The organism is Sphingomonas tagetis (assembly GCF_024211275.1).
Classification (GTDB): domain Bacteria; phylum Pseudomonadota; class Alphaproteobacteria; order Sphingomonadales; family Sphingomonadaceae; genus Sphingomonas; species Sphingomonas tagetis.
Genome location: NZ_JAMLDX010000003.1, coordinates 89,427 through 107,590 on the forward strand (window position 1 = coordinate 89,427; position 18,164 = coordinate 107,590).

The following is an 18,164-nucleotide window of genomic DNA, read 5'->3' on the forward strand; positions in this document are numbered from 1 at the left end:
CATGACCGTAGTACCGCTCAGAAAGGATGATCAGGCGATGGAGGTGCTTCCGCCCGCCGTCGAGCCGGACGCCAGCCCACAGCGGAGCCCGGCTGCCGATCCCAAGCCGGTCGCCAGGCTCAAGCTGCCCGCCGTGCGCGACGTGTTCGACGCAGCGTGGCCGCCGGTGGTCGGCATCCTTGCCTTCATCACGCTCTGGGCGGTACTCGCCCCACGCGTCGAAACCTCGCTCGGCGCATTGCCCGGGCCGGGCGACGTGTGGGATGCCTTCAAGGGGCTGATGGTCGAATTCGCCGCGGCGCGTGAGGAAGCGGCCATCGCCGAGGCGGCCGGGTCGAGCTATTCGGGGCCGCCGACCTTCGTCGACCAGATCCTGACCTCGCTCAAGACCGTCGGCATGGGCTTCGTCCTCGCCTCGATCGTGGCGGTGCCGCTCGGCCTCGTCGCGGGCATGTCGAAGAAGTTCAATGCGGCGATCAACCCGCTGGTGCAGGTGATGCGCCCGATCAGCCCGCTCGCCTGGCTGCCGATCGTGACGATGGTGGTGTCGGCTTCGATCACCAGCGACGACCCCACCTTGCCCAAGAGCTTCGTCATCTCGGCGATCGTGGTGATGATGTGCTCGATGTGGCCGACGCTGATCAACACCGCGGTCGGCACCGCCTCGATCGACAAGGATCTGCTCAATGTCGGCCGCGTGCTGCGGCTCGGCTGGTTCGCCAAGCTCACCCGGCTCGTGCTGCCCTCGTCGCTGCCCTACATCTTCACCGGCATGCGGCTGTCGCTGGGCGTGGGCTGGATGGTGCTGATCGCGGCCGAGATGCTCGCGCAGAATCCCGGCCTCGGCAAGTTCGTGTGGGACGAGTTCCAGAACGGCAGCGAGAAGTCGCTGGCGCGGATCATGGTCGCCGTCGTGGTGATCGGCCTGATCGGCGTGATGCTCGACCGCGTGATGATGGCGCTGCAGGCCGTCGCCAGCCGCAACCGGACGGTGTGATCATGAGCCAGTCGATCCTTTCACTGAAGGGCGTGACCAAGGCCTATACCGGCAAGGGCGGTGGCGTAAGCGAAGTGCTCGGCGGCATCGATCTCGAGGTGGAGGAAGGCGAGTTCATCGCCATCCTCGGCTTCTCCGGCGCCGGCAAGACCACGTTGATCTCGGCGGTTGCCGGGCTGGTCGATCCCGATGGCGGCGAGATCCTGCTGCGCGGCGCGCCGGTCTCCGGACCGGGGCGCGACCGCGGGCTCGTCTTCCAGTCCTATTCGCTGTTTCCCTGGCTCACGGTCGAGAGCAACGTCGCGCTCGCAGTCGATGCCGTGCACAAGGACCGCAGCGCCGAGGCGCGCAAGGCGCTCGTCAAACAGAAGGTCGAGCTGGTCGGCCTCGGCCATGCGATGGACCGCAAGCCCGCCCAGCTTTCGGGCGGGATGCGCCAGCGCGTGGCGGTCGCCCGGGCGCTCGCGATGGAGCCGGAAATCCTGCTGCTCGACGAGCCGCTCTCGGCGCTCGACGCGCTGACCCGCGCAAAATTGCAGGACGAGATCGAGCGCATCCGCAAGGAGGAGCGGCGCACGATCATCCTCGTCACCAACGACGTCGACGAGGCGCTGCTGCTCGCCGATCGTATCGCGGTGCTGACGCCTGCGCCGGCGGCGCGGATCGGCCGCATCTTCCCGATCGACATCGCCCGCCCGCGCGACCGCGAGGCGGTCAATGACGATGCCGAGTTCCAGGCGTTGCGCCGCGAGATCGTCACCTATCTGGGTTCGCTGGTGGCGGGGCAGGCGCGCCGCGGCGGCGATGCCGGCAATCTGCCCAATGTCGCGCCGCTCGATCTCGCGCCACCGCCCAAGGCGTATCGCGACGCGGCGGGGCGCGGGGTCGCCAACCGCTATCTCGAATTCTTCAACCTGAAGAAGGTCTATCCGACGCCCGCCGGGCCGCTCACCGTGGTCCAGAACTTCAACCTGCTGATGGACAAGGGCGAGTTCATCTCGCTGATCGGCCATTCGGGTTGCGGCAAGTCGACCGTGCTGACCATGGCCGCCGGGCTCAATTCGATCAGTGGCGGGTCGATCGTGCTCGACAATCGCGAGATCGACATTGCCGGGCCGGACAAGGCGGTGGTGTTCCAGGCGCCCAGCCTGATGCCCTGGCTGACCGCGCGGCAGAATGTCGCGCTCGGCGTCGAGCGCGTCTATCCGCACGCCAGCCGGGCCGAGCGGCGCGAGATCGTCGATTACTATCTCGACCGTGTCGGCCTGTCCGATGCGCGCGACAAGCTCGCGGCGGAAATGTCGAACGGCATGCGCCAGCGCGTCGGCATCGCCCGCGCCTTCGCGCTCTCGCCGCGGCTGCTGCTGCTCGACGAGCCGTTCGGGATGCTCGACAGCCTCACGCGCTGGGACCTGCAGGACGTGCTGGTCGAAGTGTGGAACCGCACCAAGGTCACCGCGGTGATGGTCACGCACGATGTCGACGAGGCGATCCTGCTGGCCGACCGCGTGGTGATGATGACCAATGGTCCCAACGCCACGATCGGCAAGGTTCTCAAGGTCGATCTGCCGCGCCCGCGCGACCGCAAGGCGCTGCTCCAGCATCCGCAATTCTACGCCTACCGCCAGGAAGTGCTGCACTTCCTCGCCGAATATGATCACGGACCGCAGGCCGACGCAGCCTGAGGCCGAATGAGACACGGAGAGGGTGCCTGACTGGCAAAGGGGTTCAAGCCAGGGAGGAACCATATGAAGAAACTGTTCGCGGCGGCCGCACTCGCGGCGCCGATCGCTTTCGCACATCCTGCGCAGGCCGCGCCTGCAGCGCCGAAGTTCGGCGATCCGGTGAAGGTGGGCGACGGGCTGACGCTCGATCCGATCATCGACGCGCGGCTGCGTTATGAGCATGTCGACCAGCCGGCGACCGATGCCGATGCGGTGACGCTGCGCCTGCGCGCCGGCGCCGAGCTGAAGTCCTCGTCGGGCTTTTCGTTGCTGGCCGAGGCCGAGGGCACCGCGGCGCTGACCGACGATTACAACGCCTTTCCGTTCGCGGTCGCGAGCGGCCAGCGCCGCACGGCATTCTCGGTCGTTCCGGACCCCGAGAATATCGAGCTCAACCGGCTCCAGCTGCAATATAAGGGCAAGGCGGTGACGGTGACGGTCGGCCGCCAGCGCATCAACCTCGACGACCAGCGCTGGGTCGGTGCGGCGGCGTGGCGGCAGAACGAGCAGACCTATGACGCGGTCCGCGCCGAAGCGAAGGTCGGCCCGGTCAGTCTCGACGCGACCTATTCGATCAGCCAGCGCACGATCTTCGGCATCGACGCCGGCAATGTCCGCGACTTTGCCGTGAATGCGGGTCCGCGGCAGGACTATGACGGCGACTTCGTGTTCCTCGGCGCGGGCGGCAAGCTCGGGCCGGTGCAGCTCAAGGCGTTCGCCTATCTGCTCGATTACGACCCGGTCTTCTTCTTCGCCAACAGCTCGCAAAGCTATGGTCTTCGTGCGACGACGACGCTGCCCTTGTCCAAGACGGTCAAGCTCAACCTCGCCGCCAGCTATGCCGCGCAGAGCGACTACGGTAGCAACCCGGTGGACTATTCGGCCGACTATATCGCCGCCGAAGCGGGCCTTGCGTTCAAGGCGCTGACCGTGATGGCGGGCTACGAGCAGCTTGGCAGCGATCAGCCGGCCGCGGCGGGCGCCAGCCGCGCGGTGCAGACCCCGATGGCGACGCTGCACAAGTTCAACGGCTGGGCCGATGTGTTCCTGACCACGCCGAACAAGGGCTTGCAGGACGTCTATGTCGGCGCGGCGTACAAGTTCGACGGGATCAAGGCGCTGCCCGGGCTCAACGCGGCGGTGACCTGGCACAGCTATGACAGCGACGTCGCCAGCCTCGATTATGGCGACGAGTGGAATGCGTCGGTCGGTTTCAAGATCGGCAAGGTCGCGCTGCTGGCGAAATACGCCAGCTACAAGCGCCACGGCACGCAGGACTTCGCCACCGACGTCGATACCGAGAAGTTCTGGCTGCAGGCGGAACTGGCCTTCTAGCCTGACCCCGCACCCGCCGGCTGGCTCGATCCCGCCAGCCGGTGGAAAGAGGATTCGCTGACCAAGGCAGGGTGGCTGGCGACTTCCGGCTCGGCGATGATCGAGCGTGGAAGCCGCGAAGCACCCTGCCGCCTCACGCTTCCGGAGACATCCGGAACTTCGCGACGACATTTCACCTGGTGGAAGCGGTAAGGTCGATATGGGATTGGCTCGGGATCAGGCTCGGCCTAACGTCGTCCTTCAATCGTGCCGGTGTCCTTAGCGACTTAATATGGGAACGCGGTAGGAGCCGATCCGCTCCGATCCGAGGCTGTCCCTGCAACTGTGAGCGGCCAGCATGATGCATCGCTTCAGCCACCGGCTGAGGCAGCCACTGGGCAAGGGCCTGGGAAGGTATGCATCGTGCGATGACCCGCGAGCCAGGAGACCTGCCGGCGCGGGTCGCTCATGCTTCGGTCCAGGTGAGGCCGCGGCACGGTTCTTCCGTAGGCGGCAGACACGTCAACAACGGGCCGTTCTCGCGGTCCGCGAAGAACAGGATCGCGACACGATGAAGCTACGCACCGACGCCGAGCACAATGCCCGGATGAAGAAGGTCCAGGCGGCTCAGGCGAAGAAGGTCGCCAGCAAGACGATCGAAAAGGGCCTGGTGATCGTCCATACCGGGCCGGGCAAGGGCAAGACCAGCGCCGCGCTCGGCATGGTCGTCCGCGCGATCGGTCACGGCATGAAGGTCGGCGTGGTGCAATTCATCAAGGGTGCGATGACTACCGGCGAGAAGGCGGTATTGGACGCCTTTCCCGACATGGTCGAATTCAAGCCGATGGGCGAAGGCTTCACCTGGGACACCCAGGACCGCGCGCGCGACATCGCGGTAACGCGCGAGGCGTGGAGCGAAGTGAAGCGGATGATTGCCGATCCCAGCTACAAGATGGTGGTTGCCGACGAGCTCAACATCGTACTGCGCTACGACTATCTGCCGCTCGGCGAAGTGCTGGAGGTGCTGTCGAGCAAGCCCGGGATGACCCATGTCATCATCACCGGCCGAAACGCGCCGGAGGGACTGATCGAGGCCGCCGACCTCGTCACCGAGATGATGCAGGTCAAGCATCCGTTCCGCGACCAGGGCGTCAAGGCCCAGGCGGGGATCGAGTTCTGATGGCAGGAGTCGTCAAGCTCGGGCTGCTCGCGTTGGCCCTCGTCTTCGCGTCCAGCGCTACGCACGCTCCGCCCGTGCCCGTGAGCAAGGCCCAGCTAGCGCCGAACCGCATCGTGTCGGTGAACCTGTGTGCGGACGAAATGGTTCTGCACCTTGCGGATCGCGGCCAGATTGCCGGGCTGAGCCGCAATGCGGCCGATCCTTCGCTTTCGGCGGCGGCGGCCAAGGCGCGCGGTCTCAACATCATGCGCGATTCGGCGGAAGCGCTGCTCGTCACCGATCCCGACATCATCGTCGCCATACCCAAGGGACGCAGCGATGCGCTCGCGATGCTCGGCGTCCGGAATTACCGCCTGGTGACGGCGCCCAGCGCGGAGACCTATCCCGAGATCGTCGAGCAACTGCGTCAGGTGGGCACGGCTGTTGGTCATCCGGCGCGCGCCGACGCCCTGATCGCCGACATGGACGCCCGGCTGGCCGCGCTGCCGCGCAATCCCGGCCGCGGCAAGGTCGCCGCTTATTATCAGCGCCGCGGTTTCATGACCGGCACCGGCACGCTGATCGACGAGTTGATGGAGCGGCTGGGCCTCGTCAACCTCGCCGGAAAGCTCGGCAAGCCCGCGCTTTCGCAGCTCACGCTCGAAGAAATGGTCGCCGCTCGGCCCGACTATCTCATCATGGAAAGCGCCACCGCTCAGGTGACCGACCAGGGGACGGAAATGCTGCACCATCCGGCGCTACGCGACATACCCAAACTGTGGATACCGCAATCATGGACAGTGTGCGGCAGCCCCGAATATGTTTTCGCCGCGGAAAGCCTCGCGGAGCAGATCGAAACGATCGAGCGGGCCAAGGGAGCGCAGTTGTGAGCCGCGCGACGCTTCTCACCATCCTGCTGTTGCTGGTGATTGCAGCCGGCATCAGCTCGCTGCTGCTGGGTACGGTGCCGGTGAGCCTGTCGCGCCTGTTCGCGGTGGTCACCGGGCATGGCGACCCGATCGCGAGCAAGATCCTTCTCGACCTGCGGCTGCCGCGGACCCTGATCGGTCTGGCGGTCGGCGCGATGCTCGGCGTGGCGGGGGCGGTGCTGCAAGGCTATCTGCGCAATCCGCTCGCCGATCCGTCGGTCTTGGGGGCGTCGAGCAGCGCTGCGTTGGGCGCCGTGCTGGCGATTTACTACGGCCTGTCCGAACTGCATGTGCTGATGTTGCCCGCGCTTGCCGTTTTGGGCGCGGTCGGTTCGCTGGCGCTGCTGTTCTTGCTCGCCGGACGATCGGAAAGCCCGTTGACCCTGATCCTCGCCGGCATCGCCGTTTCCACGCTGGCGATCGCCGGAATCAATCTCGCGCTGAACCTCTCGTCCAATCCTTTCGCGGCGATGGAGATCATGACCTGGCTGATGGGGTCGATCGAGAATCGCTCGGCCGCCCATGTCTGGGTTGCACTGCCCTGCATCGCCATCGGCGCGGCGCTGCTGCTGGTCGATGGCCGCGCGCTCGACGCGCTGACGCTGGGCGAGGACGGCGCGCGCACTTTGGGCATCAATCTCAAGCTGCTGCGCGTTCGGCTGCTGCTCGGCATCGCCATCGGCGTCGGCGGTGCAGTGGCGGTCTCGGGATCGATCGGGTTCGTCGGGCTGATCGTGCCGCATCTGATCCGTCCGCTGACCGACCGCTCACCCTCTGCGGTGATGCTGCCGTCCATGTTGGGCGGCGCGGCATTGCTGACCGTCGCGGACATCGCCGTGCGGCTGATCGCGACGAGCAGCGAGCTGAAATTGGGCGTGGTGACCGCCTTTCTGGGTGTTCCCGTCTTCCTTGCCTATCTGCTGCGGGAGCGCCGGCTATGGTGACGATCGCGTGCGACGCGCTGTCGGTCAGTCTGGGCCAGCGCCGCGTTCTCGACGGGCTGTCCCTGACCTTCGAGCCCGGCAGGCTGGTCGGGATCATCGGCCCCAACGGCGCGGGCAAATCGACGCTGTTGCGCGCGATGGTCGGCCTGCTGCCGCCCGATGCAGGTGGTGTGACCATCGACGGCGAACCCATCGCACAGGTGCCCCGCCGCGATCTCGCCCGTCGCATCGCTTACCTTCCGCAGGGCCAGACGGTGCATTGGCCGATCTCGGTCGAGCGGCTGGTGTCGCTTGGCCGGCTGCCGCACCTTGCGCCGATGTCGCGCATCGCCAAGGCGGATTCCGACGCGATCGAGCGGGCGATGGCGCGCGCCGATGTCAGCCAGTTCCGCGACCGCATCGCCACCGAGCTGTCCGGGGGCGAGCGCGCCCGTGTGATGCTCGCGCGTGCGCTGGCGGTAGAAGCCGCCGGCCTGATCGTCGACGAGCCGCTGGCCGCGCTCGATCCCGGTCACCAGATCGACGTCATGGAGCTGCTGAGGCGCGAGACCGAAGCGGGCCTGCTGGTCATCGTCGTGCTGCACGATCTGACCACCGCCGCGCGCTATTGCGACCGGCTCGTGCTGCTGAACCATGGCAAGGCGGTCGATGATGGCGCGCCGATGGCGGTGCTGACGCCCGATCGCCTGCGCGAAGTCTATGGCATCACTGCGCGGATCGAGCAGAATGAGGATGGCGGGTTCGTGGTGCCGCGCGGGCGGGTGGCGTGAGCGGCTTGGTCCGAGGTGGTGCGGGACATCGGCGAGCACCTCGATCGTGTCACCATAGCCCTCCCTATTCCCGCCCGGAATTGCGCGCTGCACCACGGCGTTGACGACGGCAATTGCCCGGCGTAACAGCGCCCCCGCTAGAGGTTCCCCGGAGACGGGGATGAAAATGGGAACGGGGTTCGAGACCCCGGCTGCCCCTGCAACTGTGAGCGGCGAGCTGCCACGTCAAATGCCATTGGGCGCGATCCCGAGAAGGCGACGAGGACCAGCACTGACCCGCAAGCCAGGAGACCTGCCCCTAGCGGTCGTCCTTCGTCCGGCCAGGGTGCGCCGAGCGGACGGGTAGAAACCCGAGCGACGACATCGCCAACTCGCGTTCGCGCGGGCGTGGAGGCTTGCCTCTGCCCCCAAGCGGCACGGGTCCGAATGTCTGTTGGGGGTTCTACAATGCTGAAGACGTCTCTGTTCCTCGTCGGCCTGCTCGCGTCGACTTCCGCTTATGCGCAAGACGCGGCCGAGCGCGATCATGCCTCCGCGCCCGATGTCGCCGCATCCGTCGCCAAAACCGATGACAGCGCGATCGTCGTATCGGCAACGCGCACGCCGATCGAGATCGACCGCGTCGCCGCTTCGGTCACCGTGCTCGACAAGGACTCGATCGACCGCAGCCAGGATATCGGCGTCACCGAGCTGCTGCTGCGCACGCCGGGCGTGAGCATCGCGCGCAATGGCGGCTATGGCACGTCGACCTCGCTGCGCATCCGCGGCGCGGAAAGCGAGCAGACCGTGGTCGTGATCGATGGGATCAAACTCAATGATCCCTCGTCCACGGGCGGCGGCTACAATTTCGCCAACCTGCTGACCGGGGATGCCGCCCGCATCGAGGTGCTGCGCGGCCCGCAATCGATCCTGTGGGGCAGCCAGGCGATCGGCGGCGTCGTCAACATCGTCACGCCGTTGCCTGACGGGCCGCTCGAAGGCAGTTTCGACATCGAGGCCGGATCGCGCGAGACGGTGAGCGCGCGCGTCGCGATCGGCGGCAAGACCGGCCCGCTGAGCTTCCGCCTCGGCGGTCAGGCTTTCACCACCGACGGCATTTCGGCGATCGCACCCGCGTTCGGCGGCGTCGAACCTGATGGCTATACCAACCGCAGCGTCAGCGGGCGGGCGGTGCTGGAGATCGCGCCGGGCGTCAGCGCCGACCTGCGCGGCTATTTCGCCGATGGCCGGGTCGATATCGACGCGTTCAACGCCGACAGCCCGGAATATTCGCTGAACCGCGAGTTCGTCGGCTATGCCGGTATCAACTTCGACCTGCTCGGCGGCCGCTTCCGCAACCGCGCCGGCTATGGCTACACCAACACCGATCGCGAGAACTACAATCCGGCCCGCGCCCGCGCGATCACCTTCGATGCCGCCGGCCGCAACCGCCGGTTCGAATATCAGGGCAGCTTCGCGGTCGCGAGGGGCTGGGATCTGATGATCGGCGCGGAGAACGAGAAATCGCGCTTCCGCAGCGTATCGCCCGCCGCTTCGCTGGCGATGCCAATCCCCGCGCCGGCCCAGGGCCGTGCCGAGATCACCAGCTTCTACGGTCAGCTGAGCGGCGACCTGATCGAAGGCCTGACCCTGACCGGCGGTGTCCGCAACGACGATCACAGCCGCTACGGCTCGAAGACGCTGTTTGCCGCTGGCGGCGTCTATCGCGCGCCTTGGGGCACGATCCTCCGGGCCAATTACGGCGAGGGATTCAAGGCGCCGTCGCTGTTCCAGCTGTTCTCCGAATACGGCAACATAGCGCTGGCCCCCGAGCAGGCGCGTGGGTGGGAAGCCGGCGCCGAGCAGCAGCTGATGGACGGCGCGGTGAGCGTCGGCGCGACCTATTTCGAGCGCGACACCACCAACCAGATCGCGTTCAACAGCTGCACCACGACGTCGGCCGACCCGCGCTGCTTCGTGCCGGGCAGCACGACCACGCGTCGTTCGGGCTTTTATTACAATGTGTCGAAGGCCTATGCGCAGGGCATCGAAGCCAGGGCGAGCCTGCGCCCGGTCAAGAACCTGCTGATCGATGGCAACTTCACCTGGGCCGAAGCGATCGACCGCACGCCCGGCGCCGCGACCTTCAACCGGTTCCTTGCCCGCCGTCCGCGCCACACCGCGAACGGTTCGATCAACTATACGTTCGATCAGGGCGGCTCGATCGGCGCGGCGGTGCGCTGGTCGGGTGAGGCGTTCGACAACGCCGCGAACACCACCCGCTTCGCACCTTACACGCTGGTCGATCTGCGCGGCGATGTGCCGATCACCAGCCAACTGCGCATCTTCGCCCGGGTCGAGAATGTCTTCGACGAGCAATACTCGACCGCCTTCCGTTACAACTCGCTCGGGCGAAGCTTCTATGCCGGTTTCAGGGGGAGGTTCTGATGGGATCGCGAGGGATGACCCGGCAGCGCGCTTCGGTGCTGTGGATCATGCTGCTGACGCTGGCGAGCATGGCGACAAGCTTGGCGCTTGCGTGCACCGCGCCCGTGTCGGCGCTGGCCGCGCTGGCCGCGGTGCATATGCGCCGGCGCGACGGCATCGCGCTGGCCGTGGCGGCATGGGCGGCGAACCAGGCCGGGGGCTTTGTGGTGCTTGGTTATTCGCATGACCCCAAGACGCTGGCTTGGGCGTTCGGACTGGGCACGGCGGCGGCGGGATCGGCGATCGGCGCCTGTGCCGCGCTCTCGCAGCTGAAGCTCCAATCGGTCGCGGCGCGGCTGGCGATCGCCTATGTCGCGGCATTCGTGGCGGGGAAGCTGGTCACGCTCTGCTGGGCGATGATGCTGGGCGGCGTCGCGATCACGCTGCATCCGGGCTATTCGCTCGACCAGTTCCTGCGCAACGGGGCGATCCTGATCGGGTTGTACGCGCTGTACCGGCTGCTGGTGGCGATCGGCGTGCCGGCCCCGCTGCGGCAACATCCTGCCGCCGCCTGATGCTGACGCGCGTCGATGACGGACCGGCGATCGTCGCGTGCAACACCTGCCGTCATTCCTCCGATGCGCGGGATGACGGCGACGGGGTACGCGGCGGGACACGCCTCGTTGCCGCCTTGCATGCGGTCAAGGCCGGGCACGCCAGTTACGACGGCGTGGCGGTGCAGGAGATGCCGTGCCTGTTCGCGTGCCAGGACTTTTGCACCGTGCATCTGCGCGCGCCCGGCAAGGTCGGCTATGTTCTCGGGCGGTTCGCGCCGACGCAGGACGCGGCGCAGGCGATATTGGATTATGCCGTGCGCTATGCCGCGAGCGAGATGGGTCAAGTGCCATATCGTGACTGGCCGGACGGCGTGAAGGGCCATTTCATCACGCGCACGCCGCCTGCCGGGTTCGTCGTCGAATGAGCGTTTTCGGCACTCCCGAGGACTTCGCGCGAGCGCTGGAGAATTTGCGGGCGCCGGATGCGGCTGTCCGCGCAAAGGCGGCAGAGCGGCAGGCACAGCTGACCAAACCGCCCGGCTCGCTTGGCCGGCTTGAGGATATCGCGATCTTCATGGCCGGGTGGCAGGGCCGCGAGCGGCCGAGAGTCGAACGCGCGCGTACTGCAATATTCGCGGGCAATCACGGCGTCACGGCGCACGGCGTCAGCACCTTTCCGGCGAGCGTGACCGTGCAGATGGTCGCCAACTTCCACGCCGGCGGCGCGGCGATCAATGCGCTCTCCGAGGCTGCGGGACTCGAACTCCGGGTGATCGCACTGGAGCTCGACACGCCGACCGCCGATTTCACCGTCGCGCCGGCGATGAGCGAAGCCGAATGCCCGGCCGCGCTCAACGCTGGCGCGGATGTGGTGACCGGCGACCTGGACCTGCTCGTCGTCGGCGAGATGGGGATCGGCAACTCCACCGCTGCCGCTGCGCTCTGCGCGCGGAGCTTTGGCGGCGCTGCGGCCGATTGGGTCGGCCCCGGGACCGGGGTCGATGCGAGTGGTGTCGCCCGCAAGGCGGATGTGGTGGCGCGCGCGCTTGCCTTCCACGCAGATGCGCCGGCCACGGCGTTCGAAACGCTTCGCCGTGTCGGCGGACGTGAGATCGCCGCGATCAGCGGTGCGGTCGTTCGTGCTCGCCAGCTCGGTGTGCCGGTGGTGTTGGACGGCTTCATCAGCGGATCGGCGGTCGCGCCGCTCGCCGCGGTCAATCCCGCGATCGCTGAACACTGCATCGCGGGGCATTGCTCGGCCGAGCCGGGGCATGCGGCGTTGCTGGCACGGTTGGGCCTGGAACCCCTGCTCTCGCTCGGCATGCGGCTGGGCGAAGGCAGCGGCGCGGCGGTCGCGGTCGGCATCATCCGTGCCGCGCTCGCCGCGCATGACGGCATGGCGACCTTTGCCGAGGCGCAGGTGTCCGGATCGTTGTGACCAGCTTCGCGCTCCACTTGCTGCGCCACGGCGCGCCGACCGAGCCCGGCAGGATGATGGGGCATACCGATTGCGAACCCACCAGCGAAGGCATCGCCGCCTGCGTCGATCAGGTACTGGATCTCGGCATCGAGCACCTGATCGCCTCCGACCTGCGGCGAGCATCGCGCGCGGCGGACGCCATCTCCGACAAGCTTTCGCTGAAGGCGACGATCGATCCGCGCTGGCGCGAGCTGGATTTCGGCGAATGGGACGGATTGCCCGCGGCCGGGATCGAAGAGGTGGCGCTCGGACGCTTCTGGAGCGACCCCGACGCCAATCCGCCGCCGGGCGGCGAGCGCTGGTCGGCGCTGGTCAGGCGCACGGGCGCGGCGATCGGCGAACTGGCGCCGGTGCCGACGCTCGTCGTTACCCATGGCGGGGCGCTGCGCGCGGCGCTGCACCTGCTTTGCGGCTTCGACCAGCGCCAGCTCTGGGCATTCGACCTCCCTTATGCCGCGCTGCTGTCGCTGCGCGTCTGGCCCGGCGCGCAACCCAGTGCGCAAGTCGCCGGACTTTATCCATGAAGGGGCTGATCATCGCGATCCAGTTCCTCACCCGGCTGCCGGCACCGCGGATCGCCGTGTCCGACGCCGAGTTCGCTGCGTCGATGCACTGGTTTCCCGCCGTCGGCCTCATCATCGGCGGCCTGGTCGCCGGCGGCGGATGGGCGGGCACGCAGCTCGATCTCTGGATCGGCGCGCTGGCGGCGTTGTTGCTGTGGGTCGGCGTCACCGGCGCGCTGCATCTCGACGGACTGGGTGACGTCGCCGACGCTGCCGGCGCTGCGCACAAGGATCGCGAGCGGTTGCTGGCCGTCCTCGCCGATCCGCATATCGGCAGCTTCGGCACGGTGGCGATCGGTCTGCAGCTTGTCGCCAAGCTCGTGCTGCTTCACGCCGCGATCGAAGCCAACATTCTTGCAGCCATCGCTCTGACGCCGTTCGCGGCGCGCATCGGCCCGCTGCTCTGGACGCGCTGGCTGCCCAGCCTCCACCAAGGCCTGGCATCGAGATTTCGTGACGCGGTGCATCCGCTCGCTGTGGCGCTATGGCTGGCCGCGTGGCTCGCCGCCTGCTGGTTCGTGCCGGGCCTGCTCGCGGCACCCGTCGCGATGTTTCTCTTCGGCTGGTGGCTGCGCGGCAAGCTCGGTGGAATCTCGGGCGACGGGCATGGCGCCGGCATCGAAATTACGGAAAGCCTGCTGCTGCTCGCCGCGCTAATCGCCGCGCGGCTCGCATGACGCAACCCTGGACCTGGCACGGCGGCGGCATGGAATCGGCAAAGCGCCGGTTCGGCGACAGCGGCCGGCCCTGGCTCGATCTCTCGACCGGTATCAACCCGCATCCCTGGCCGGGCGTGCACGCGCTGGCGATCGACTGGCATCGCCTGCCCGAACCGGAGGTGCTTGCCGGGCTCGAAGCCGCCGCGGCGAGCACCTTCGGCCTTCATGCGCGTCACGTCTGCGCGGTTCCCGGCACTGAGATCGGCCTTCGTCTCGTCGGCCGGCTCCTTGGCGGTCCCGCGCGCTATCTCGCGCCTGGCTATCGTACCCATGGCGAGATGATCGAGGGCACAGAACCGCTCGGCTTCGCGGCGCTGGCGCAGTCGGACGGTACGCTGATCCTCGCCAATCCCACCAATCCCGATGGCCGCGCGATTGATCCCGCGCTGCTGCTGACCCTTCTCGAAACAAGAGCCGATGGCGCGTGGCTAGTTGTCGACGAAGCCTTTGCCGATGCCCGGGCCGAGCAAAGTCTGGCCAGTCATATCGACGACGACCGGCGGCTGGTGATCTTCCGCTCGTTCGGCAAATTCTTCGGCTTGGCCGGAGTGCGCCTTGGCTTCGTACTGGGGCCGGCAGGCATGATTGCAGCCTTGCGCGCGCTGCTCGGCGCGTGGCCGCTATCGTCCGCCGCGATCGCCATCGGCACTGCGGCCTATCGCGACCATGACTGGATCAGCACCGCGCAGGCCCGATTGCTTGACGACGCCGAGGCGCTCGACGCGATGCTCGCGAGCCTCGGCCATCGCGCGGTCGGCAGTTGTCCGTTGTTCCGCTTGATCGAGGTCGAGCGCGCCATGTCGCTGTTCGAGCAGCTCGCGCGTCATTCGATCCTCACCCGGCCGTTCACCGATCAGCCGCATTGGCTGCGCATCGGTCTCCCGCCCGACGCGCCGTCGCTGGCGCGGCTCAGACTGGCGCTGGCCGATGGCTGAGCCCGTCACGCTCGTCGCGCTCGTCGCGCTTGCGCTCGATGCGGCGTTCGGATGGCCGCAATCATTATATCGCTGGATCGGTCACCCGGTCGGCCTTTTCGCTCGCTTTCTGAACGCGGCCGAACTGCGCTGGAACCGGCCGAACGCGAGCTTCGCGAAACGCCGCATCAGCGGCATTACGGCAATGTCGGTTCTGATGCTGGCCGTGGGCAGTATTGCCTGGATCGTCCAGCATGAGCTGTTGGTCCGGCTGGCACCGCACGGCTGGATTGCAGTCGCCATCCTCGCCTGGCCGGCGCTCGCGCAACGCAGCTTGTTCGACCATGTCCGGCCGATCGCACGCGCGTTGGAGGCGGGCGATCTCCCGGCAGCGCGCCGGGCGACAGGCTGTATCGTCGGCCGCGACACCGATGCGCTCGACGAGGCCGGCGTCGCCCGCGCCGCGATCGAGAGCCTGGCGGAGAGCTTTTGCGACGGGATCGTTGCGCCGCTTTTCTGGCTTCTGCTGTTCGGCCTGCCCGGCATCTGGGTCTACAAGGCGGTCAATACCGCCGACAGCCTGATCGGGCATCGCGAGGAACGCTGGCGTGCCTTCGGCTGGGCCGCGGCCCGCACCGACGATCTGTTCAACCTGGTGCCAGCGCGGCTCTCCGCCCTTCTGCTCTGCCTTGCAGGAAATGGCGGATGGCGCACGCTGTGGCGCGACGCGGGCAAGCATGCATCGCCCAATGCCGGCTGGCCCGAAGCGGCGATGGCCGGCGCACTGGGACTCAAGCTTGCAGGTCCGATCGGCTATGACGGCGTGATGCACGACAAGCTTTGGATCGGCAACGGCCGGGAGAATGCGGGCGCAAGCGATATCCGCCGCGCGCTGGCGATTTACGTCGGCGCCTGCCTGCTGCCCTGGGCGCTGGCGGGAGGTAGTGCATGGGTGTTCTGATGCTCCAGGGCACCGGCTCGGACGTCGGCAAGTCGGTGCTGGTCGCGGGACTGTGCCGCGCCTTCGTGAACCGGGGTCTGCGCGTCCGCCCCTTCAAGCCACAGAATATGTCGAACAACGCCGCGGTCACGGTTGACGGGGGCGAGATCGGTCGCGCGCAGGCGCTCCAGGCGATGGCTTGCCGAGTCGAGCCGCACACCGACATGAATCCCGTGCTGCTCAAGCCCCAGGCCGACCGCACGTCGCAACTGATCGTTCATGGCAAGGTCCGCGGTACGCTCGGCTCGGGCAATTTCCGCGAGGCGCGGGGCAGCCTGCTCGGCGAAGTGCTGGCGAGCTATGACCGGCTTCGCGGGCAATGCGATCTGGTGGTGGTGGAAGGCGCGGGGTCTCCTGCCGAGATCAACCTGCGCGCAGGCGATATCGCGAACATGGGCTTTGCCCGAGCGGCCGGCGTGCCGGTGGTGCTCGTCGGCGATATCGACCGCGGCGGCGTGATCGCCGCGATCGTCGGCACTCGCGCGGTGATCGAACCCGAGGACGCCGCGATGATCCGGGGCTTTCTCATCAACAAGTTCCGCGGCGATCCGGCGCTGTTCGAGGACGGCTATCGCGCGATCGAGGAACGCGCCGGCTGGCGCGGCTTCGGCGTCGTTCCGTGGCTGGCCGCGACAGCGCGGCTGCCCAGCGAGGACGCAGTGGTGCTCGACCGCACAGCGAAGCCCGGCAATGGCAAGCTCAAGGTCGTCTGCCCGATCCTACCGCGAATCTCCAATTTCGATGACCTCGATCCGCTCAAGCTGGAACCGGCGGTCGAGCTCGTGATGGTTCCACCCGGCAGGCCGATTCCCGGAGACGCCGCTCTGATCGTCCTGCCAGGTTCGAAGGCGACGATCGCCGACCTCGCCTTTCTGCGAGCGCAAGGCTGGGACATCGATATCCATGCGCATCACCGCCGCGGCGGCATGATCCTGGGCCTGTGTGGCGGCTACCAGATGCTGGGGCGCAGCGTCGCCGACCCGCTGGGAATCGAAGGACAGCCTTCGCGTGCGGAGGGCCTGGGCCTCCTCGACATCGAGACCACACTCTCTCCGGCCAAGGTGCTGCGGCAGGTCTGCGGCATCGCATTCGACGCGCCGGTCGAAGGCTATGAGATGCATATGGGCGAGACGACCGGCATCGACACCGAACGCCCGCTCGTTTGCCTGAGCGATGGTGGCCGCGACGGCGCCATCAGCGTCGATGGATTGGTGCAGGGTACGTATCTCCATGGCCTGCTCGCTTCCGCGCAAGCACGGCGGATGATGCTCAAGCGCATGGGCGCCACAGGCGGCGGGCGCGACTATGCCGCCGACATCGACGCCGCTCTCGACGAGATTGCGGGCGCGCTGGAACAGCATCTTGACGTCGATGGGCTGCTGCATCTTGCGCAATCGACGGAGCCGTGCACCCGATGACGCCTCATAGCCTGTTCGTTCTTGGCGGCGCGCGCTCGGGCAAGAGCCGTTACGCGCAACAGCGTGCCGAAGCACTTTCCGGCCGCCACGTGTTCATCGCGACCGCCGAGGCCTTTGATGACGAAATGCGCGACCGCATCGCCCGTCACCGCGCCGATCGAGACCTGCGTTGGGAAACCGTCGATGCGCCGCGCGAGCTGGTCGCAGCGATCGACGCACAAAGCGGCCAGGGCGCTGTCGTGCTGGTCGATTGCCTGACGCTCTGGGCATCGAACCTGCTGCTTGCCGAGGCGGATCTCGATCTGGCGGCAATCGAGCTTTGCGCTTCGATCCAACGCTTCGAGGGAGCGCTTGTCCTCGTCTCGAATGAGGTGGGGTTCAGCATCGTCCCGGAGAACCCTCTCGCGCGCAGGTTTCGGGATGTGGCGGGCCGGCTCAACCAGCATGTCGCGAGTTCGGTGGCCGAGGCTCAGATGGTGGTCGCCGGCATCCCGTTGCTGCTCAAGGGCCAATCGGGTGTTCGCCCTTGAAGCGTGGCAGTGAAAGCAATTAAAGCACTGAGAAAAATATTAAATGCTCAGATCCGCAGGTACTGGAAATACCACACTTCATGCCCCATCCGCCGCGCCTTGCGCTCGTAGCGGGTCTCGGGCCAGTCGTCGGGCCGCGTCAGGAAGTCCTTCGCTTCCTGTGCCTGCCATTCGAAATCGCGGCGCTGGTTCATCACCATCATCGACCAGCGGCAATAGGTCGGATCGTCGGTACCGAGGCGAAACTCGCAACCCGGCTTGAGCTTGGCCGCGATCAGGTCGAGCGGGCCGTGATTGACCATCCGCCGCTTGGCGTGGCGCGCCTTGCGCCAGGGATCGGGGTGGAGCAGGTACACGCGGTCGAGGTTGGCGTCGGGCAGCCGCTCGACCACTTCCAGCGCGTCGCCCATATGCAGGCGGACATTGCCGAGTTGCTGGTCACGGATATGCCCGAGTGCGCCGACCACGCCGTTGAGAAACGGCTCGCAGCCGATAAAGCCGTGACCGGGCCGCGCCGCCGCCTGTCCCGCGAGATGCTCGCCCGCGCCGAAGCCGATCTCCAGTTCGAGCGGGCGCGCGTCGCCGAACAGCGCTTCGGATGTGAGCGTGCCGGTCTCCGGCACTGCGACACGCGGCAGCATATCCTCGACCAAAGCGGCCTGCCCGGCGCGCAACTTGTGGCCCTTGGCGCGGCCATAGAGGCGGCGGAATTTCTGGGGTTCGTCCATGCCGCGCGCCCT

Annotated in this window: 18 protein-coding genes and 2 riboswitches; of the genes, 17 read left to right on the plus strand and 1 reads right to left on the minus strand. The window is 67.2% G+C overall.

The window, feature by feature from the left end:
* Position 1: 1 nt before the first annotated feature.
* From M9978_RS05120 to cobU, 17 genes are all read left to right on the plus strand, one after another.
* On the plus strand, positions 2–997 hold the full coding sequence (locus M9978_RS05120; protein WP_254291902.1) for an ABC transporter permease: 996 nt from the start codon (positions 2–4) through the stop codon (positions 995–997).
* A 2-nt stretch (positions 998–999) separates the two neighbouring features.
* Positions 1,000–2,682 carry an ABC transporter ATP-binding protein gene (locus M9978_RS05125; RefSeq protein WP_254291903.1) on the plus strand — a complete coding sequence of 561 codons (1,683 nt, stop codon included), beginning with the start codon at positions 1,000–1,002 and terminating at the stop codon, positions 2,680–2,682.
* Positions 2,683–2,745: 63 nt separating this feature from the next.
* Positions 2,746–4,056 carry an alginate export family protein gene (locus M9978_RS05130; RefSeq protein ID WP_254291904.1) on the plus strand — a complete coding sequence of 437 codons (1,311 nt, stop codon included), beginning with the start codon at positions 2,746–2,748 and terminating at the stop codon, positions 4,054–4,056.
* A 233-nt stretch (positions 4,057–4,289) separates the two neighbouring features.
* Positions 4,290–4,506, plus strand: a riboswitch (cobalamin riboswitch).
* 100 nt (positions 4,507–4,606) lie between these two features.
* On the plus strand, positions 4,607–5,215 hold the full coding sequence (cobO, locus tag M9978_RS05135; protein ID WP_254291905.1) for a cob(I)yrinic acid a,c-diamide adenosyltransferase: 609 nt from the start codon (positions 4,607–4,609) through the stop codon (positions 5,213–5,215).
* 80 nt (positions 5,216–5,295) lie between these two features.
* Positions 5,296–6,084, plus strand: coding sequence for an ABC transporter substrate-binding protein (locus M9978_RS05140; RefSeq protein ID WP_254291906.1), 789 nt, complete (start codon positions 5,296–5,298; stop codon positions 6,082–6,084).
* A complete protein-coding gene (locus tag M9978_RS05145; RefSeq protein WP_254291907.1) occupies positions 6,081–7,067 on the plus strand; it encodes a FecCD family ABC transporter permease in 987 nt (328 codons plus the stop codon). Before M9978_RS05140 ends, M9978_RS05145 begins: the two co-directional genes overlap by 4 nt.
* Positions 7,061–7,837 (plus strand): ABC transporter ATP-binding protein, encoded by a 777-nt coding sequence (locus M9978_RS05150; RefSeq protein ID WP_254291908.1) that lies wholly within the window; start codon positions 7,061–7,063, stop codon positions 7,835–7,837. Before M9978_RS05145 ends, M9978_RS05150 begins: the two co-directional genes overlap by 7 nt.
* A 124-nt stretch (positions 7,838–7,961) precedes the next feature.
* Positions 7,962–8,151, plus strand: a riboswitch (cobalamin riboswitch).
* A 133-nt stretch (positions 8,152–8,284) separates the two neighbouring features.
* Entirely contained in the window at positions 8,285–10,264 is a 1,980-nt protein-coding gene (locus M9978_RS05155) for a TonB-dependent receptor plug domain-containing protein (protein WP_254291909.1), read from the plus strand.
* A gap of 14 nt (positions 10,265–10,278) precedes the next feature.
* On the plus strand, positions 10,279–10,818 hold the full coding sequence (locus M9978_RS05160) for a hypothetical protein (protein WP_254291910.1): 540 nt from the start codon (positions 10,279–10,281) through the stop codon (positions 10,816–10,818).
* Complete coding sequence (locus M9978_RS05165; RefSeq protein ID WP_254291911.1) at positions 10,818–11,225, plus strand: DUF1636 domain-containing protein; 408 nt, start codon at positions 10,818–10,820, stop codon at positions 11,223–11,225. The genes M9978_RS05160 and M9978_RS05165 overlap by 1 nt, the downstream gene beginning before the upstream one ends.
* Positions 11,222–12,238 carry a nicotinate-nucleotide--dimethylbenzimidazole phosphoribosyltransferase gene (gene cobT / locus M9978_RS05170; RefSeq protein ID WP_254291912.1) on the plus strand — a complete coding sequence of 339 codons (1,017 nt, stop codon included), beginning with the start codon at positions 11,222–11,224 and terminating at the stop codon, positions 12,236–12,238. The genes M9978_RS05165 and cobT overlap by 4 nt, the downstream gene beginning before the upstream one ends.
* Entirely contained in the window at positions 12,235–12,804 is a 570-nt protein-coding gene (locus tag M9978_RS05175) for a histidine phosphatase family protein (protein ID WP_254291913.1), read from the plus strand. The genes cobT and M9978_RS05175 overlap by 4 nt, the downstream gene beginning before the upstream one ends.
* A complete protein-coding gene (locus M9978_RS05180) occupies positions 12,801–13,520 on the plus strand; it encodes an adenosylcobinamide-GDP ribazoletransferase (protein WP_254291914.1) in 720 nt (239 codons plus the stop codon). The genes M9978_RS05175 and M9978_RS05180 overlap by 4 nt, the downstream gene beginning before the upstream one ends.
* Entirely contained in the window at positions 13,517–14,497 is a 981-nt protein-coding gene (locus M9978_RS05185; RefSeq protein ID WP_254291915.1) for a threonine-phosphate decarboxylase, read from the plus strand. The genes M9978_RS05180 and M9978_RS05185 overlap by 4 nt, the downstream gene beginning before the upstream one ends.
* Positions 14,490–15,437, plus strand: a complete 948-nt coding sequence (gene cbiB / locus M9978_RS05190) for an adenosylcobinamide-phosphate synthase CbiB (protein WP_254291916.1) — start codon at positions 14,490–14,492, stop codon at positions 15,435–15,437. The genes M9978_RS05185 and cbiB overlap by 8 nt, the downstream gene beginning before the upstream one ends.
* A complete protein-coding gene (locus tag M9978_RS05195; RefSeq protein ID WP_254291917.1) occupies positions 15,425–16,894 on the plus strand; it encodes a cobyric acid synthase in 1,470 nt (489 codons plus the stop codon). The genes cbiB and M9978_RS05195 overlap by 13 nt, the downstream gene beginning before the upstream one ends.
* The gene (gene cobU / locus M9978_RS05200) at positions 16,891–17,424 is read left to right on the plus strand and encodes a bifunctional adenosylcobinamide kinase/adenosylcobinamide-phosphate guanylyltransferase (protein ID WP_254291918.1); all 534 of its coding nucleotides are present in this window, start codon (positions 16,891–16,893) and stop codon (positions 17,422–17,424) included. The genes M9978_RS05195 and cobU overlap by 4 nt, the downstream gene beginning before the upstream one ends.
* A gap of 47 nt (positions 17,425–17,471) precedes the next feature.
* Here the strand turns inward: cobU and trmB are convergent, their stop codons facing one another.
* Entirely contained in the window at positions 17,472–18,152 is a 681-nt protein-coding gene (gene trmB, locus M9978_RS05205) for a tRNA (guanine(46)-N(7))-methyltransferase TrmB (RefSeq protein ID WP_254291919.1), read from the minus strand.
* Between the last annotated feature and the right edge of the window lie 12 nt (positions 18,153–18,164).